Source organism: Dolichospermum sp. LEGE 00246 (genome assembly GCF_015207865.1).
Classification (GTDB): Bacteria; Cyanobacteriota; Cyanobacteriia; order Cyanobacteriales; family Nostocaceae; genus Dolichospermum; species Dolichospermum heterosporum.
The window spans coordinates 1-3,220 of the sequence record NZ_JADEWA010000546.1 but is presented as its reverse complement, the minus strand read 5'-3'; the positions used below and the strand labels follow the sequence as shown (position 1 = coordinate 3,220).

The following is a 3,220-nucleotide window of genomic DNA, read 5'->3' as shown; positions in this document are numbered from 1 at the left end:
AATTCTTGGACTGCTTCTATTCGCAATTCATTACTAGAAATTCAAGATATTAATCTTAAAGAAAATAAAAAATCCTATTATATCAATCAAGATGAATGGGACAATTGGTTACAAGAGGAAATAGAATTAGCTATAGCTGATGCAAGTTTGGAAGTATTGGGAGGGATTCATAATGAATTTGCATTAGCGGGAATGGTCAACAGAAACGAGGTAATTTCTGTCGCAGGTAAATTTTTGGAATTGACTCATCTATATTCAGTCAAAGAGTTACCAAAAGCTATTGTCAAACTGTTAATTCAGTTACCCGGTGGTGAAGATTGGAAATTAGGGAAAAGATGAGATGGTGAATTTTAAGTCACGCTGCGCTAAGTAGTGAGACAAAATTAATTACACAATGTCATTGCGTAAGGGTTGCATGGCGTTAGCCATATGAAACGAAGTGAAATGAAGCAATTGCAAGGGTTGTGATTGCTTCCCTTCGCTCGCAATGACTGTAAATATTTTTGTCCAATTACTTATCAGCACCAAAGGCTATTCTGATTCCCCAAAATACCATTAAAGTGGCGATCGCTAACCAATCACCCATTTTTAATTTTAACTCTTGCCATTTAACCCGATGTTCGTTAGGACTAGTAAAACCCCTTACCATCATCGCATTTGCCATTTGTTCCGCCCTTAAAAGCAGATTTTCTAATAATCTCTCGGTGACAATTAACCAAACTTTTGCTCCTCCTTTTAATCCTAGCTTTTTCCAATTAATTGCCCTAGTCATCACCGAACGCACTAGGTTTTGGATTTCTTCTAAAACTAGGGGGATAAACCGCAAGGATAAAGTTAAAGTCAGGGTAATTTCTGTAACTGGAACATTGAACCTTCTCAAAGGCTGCATTAAACTTTCCATACCCGAAGTAATTTCTTCTGGTGCAGTTGTGAGTAAATATAAATTAGTGCTATAGATTAGTGTAAAAACTATTGTACTCAAGCTAATTGCCAAATCCAAAGAACGGCGATTTACTTTCACAAATCCTTTCTGAAATAACACATAGCTATACTTTTTACTGCTATCTGCTATGACTGGGGTAACTTGGGTCTTTTTATCAGTTATTGGTTGGGTAAGGATTTGTTCATTTGCGGGTAAGCGAGGCTGATAACTTACACCTAATCCATCAGGACTAATCGAGCCAATAACTAACACCATAAATGATAGTACCAATAACCAGCCCATTTGTTGTCGCCATACTCGCAGAGGAATTTTGGCAAATACAGTAAAAGTAATTAGCAGTAATACCAGTAATACCCGCCAATAGTTATTAGCGATAATATAGCTACTGAGAAAGCTCAACAACCAAATTAACTTCACTCGCGGGTCGAGTTTATGTAACCAAGTTTGCGGTTCTTCTAAGTAAAGTCCGAGGGGAAGCGATCGCAATAAATCCATGTTTTGTCAGTTGTCAAACAATTTTGGATTTTAGATTTTAGATTTTAGATTGGGAAAGAGATTTTCAATTTTTTCACAGTTGAAACCTATTTCTCCTGTTCAAATTTGGAATCATTCAATCCAAAATCCAAAATCCAAAATCTAAAATTCCCTCAGTTTCCTATTTTACACGAGTAGCACGATTTGGTCCGCCAATTTCCATTTCTCGAACTTTCTTACTGCGCCAAAATAACCGAATCGGTGTACCTTGAAAGCCAAGCTGTTTACGGAATTGGCGTTCAATGTAACGGCGATAATTGTCATTAAAGCGGGTATTATCATTAACAAACAGCGCGATAGAAGGAGGCTGACTGCTAACTTGAGTACCGTAGTATATCTTACCCTGACGACCGCCCCGTGAAGTCGGTGGTGAATGCCAACTGATAGCATCTTCCAGAACTTCATTAATGACTGATGTACTCACACGGCGTTTGTGTGCCTCAGCCGCTTGATTGACCAATTCTAAAATCTTTTCTACCCGTAGCCCCGTATTTGCGCTCACAAAAATAGTATCTGCCCATTCCGTAAAATGTAAGCGTGATTCTAATTCTTTTTCATGGTCATATATGGTGTAAGAATCTTTCTCGACAGCATCCCACTTATTCACAACCACAACACAAGCGCGACCTTCTTCTAAGACGCGCCCTGCTAATTTCTGATCTTGTTCAGTGACACCATCTAAAGCATCAATCACTAATAAAACCACATCAGAACGACGAATAGCTTTAAACGCACGGTTAATACTGAAAAATTCCGTCCCGTATTCTATATGTTTCTTTTTGCGAATACCAGCAGTATCAATTAACCTGTAAGTTTGCCCACCTCGCTCAACTATTGTATCAATTGTATCTCTAGTTGTTCCAGAAATAGGACTGACAATAGCTCTATTTTCACCGACAAAAGCATTGAGTAAGCTGGATTTGCCTACATTTGGTCTACCAATAATGGCAACTTTAATTTCTGTATTTTCCTCTACTTCTACTGTATGAGGAATGTGATTCATTAACTCATCCAGGATTTCCCCTGTCCCACTACCATGAATAGCAGAAACGGGGAAAGGTTCACCTAGTCCTAATTCCCAAAATTCAGCGGCTTGAATCACCCCTTGATCTGGAGATTCACATTTATTCACAGCCAGTAGTACGGGAACTGGTTGTTGACGTAACCATTCGGAAATTTCTTCATCTGCGGGCATCAAACCTGCTTGCCCATCCACTACGAAAATAGCAGCACAGGCTTCTGCAAGTGCCGTTAAAGCCTGTTGGCGAATCAAAGGCAGAAATTCGGTGTCATCGTTAAAAACTAAGCCACCTGTGTCCACTACGACAAATTCCCGATCATTCCAAAAAGCTGGACGGTAAGTGCGATCGCGTGTTACCCCTGGTTCATCGTGGACTATCGCCGTTTGATCTCCGGCAAGACGATTTACAAAGGTAGATTTGCCCACATTGGGGCGACCGATAATTGCAACAATTGGCAATGCCATAAACTAGAGTTCTTTAGTGCTGAGTGTGTAGGTGTGCTGAGTTTTGTCTCTACGTTCTTCACCCAGCACCATTTTAGAGAACTACTAATTATATCATAGTTTTTGGTCATTGGTCATTGGTCATTAGTCATTGGTCATTGGTCATTAGTCATTGGTCATTGGTCATTGGTCATTGGTCATTGGGAGGAAATATTCCCCAACTTTCCCAACTTCCCCAACATCCCTATCCTATACATTTCACACATCTCCCAGCACAC

Annotated in this window: 3 protein-coding genes; 1 reads left to right on the top strand and 2 read right to left on the bottom strand. The window is 39.7% G+C overall.

The window, feature by feature from the left end; genetic code table 11:
• The coding region (locus tag IQ228_RS23745) for a hypothetical protein (protein ID WP_193964665.1) at positions 1-339 on the top strand (339 nt) is incomplete at its 5' end.
• Between the two features lie 172 nt (positions 340-511).
• Here IQ228_RS23745 and IQ228_RS23740 read toward each other — a convergent pair.
• Both IQ228_RS23740 and der read right to left on the bottom strand, forming a co-directional pair.
• Positions 512-1,438: an energy-coupling factor transporter transmembrane protein EcfT gene (locus IQ228_RS23740; RefSeq protein ID WP_193964663.1), complete on the bottom strand. Its 927-nt coding sequence runs from the start codon at positions 1,436-1,438 to the stop codon at positions 512-514.
• Between the two features lie 160 nt (positions 1,439-1,598).
• Complete coding sequence (gene der / locus IQ228_RS23735) at positions 1,599-2,963, bottom strand: ribosome biogenesis GTPase Der (protein WP_027401964.1); 1,365 nt, start codon at positions 2,961-2,963, stop codon at positions 1,599-1,601.
• Between the last annotated feature and the right edge of the window lie 257 nt (positions 2,964-3,220).

Excerpts from the sequence above, each read along its gene's own strand:
- IQ228_RS23740 (WP_193964663.1), bottom strand. The coding sequence starts at position 1,438 with ATGGATTTATTGCGATCGCTTCCCCTCGGACTTTACTTAGAAGAACCG.
- der (WP_027401964.1), bottom strand. The coding sequence starts at position 2,963 with ATGGCATTGCCAATTGTTGCAATTATCGGTCGCCCCAATGTGGGCAAA.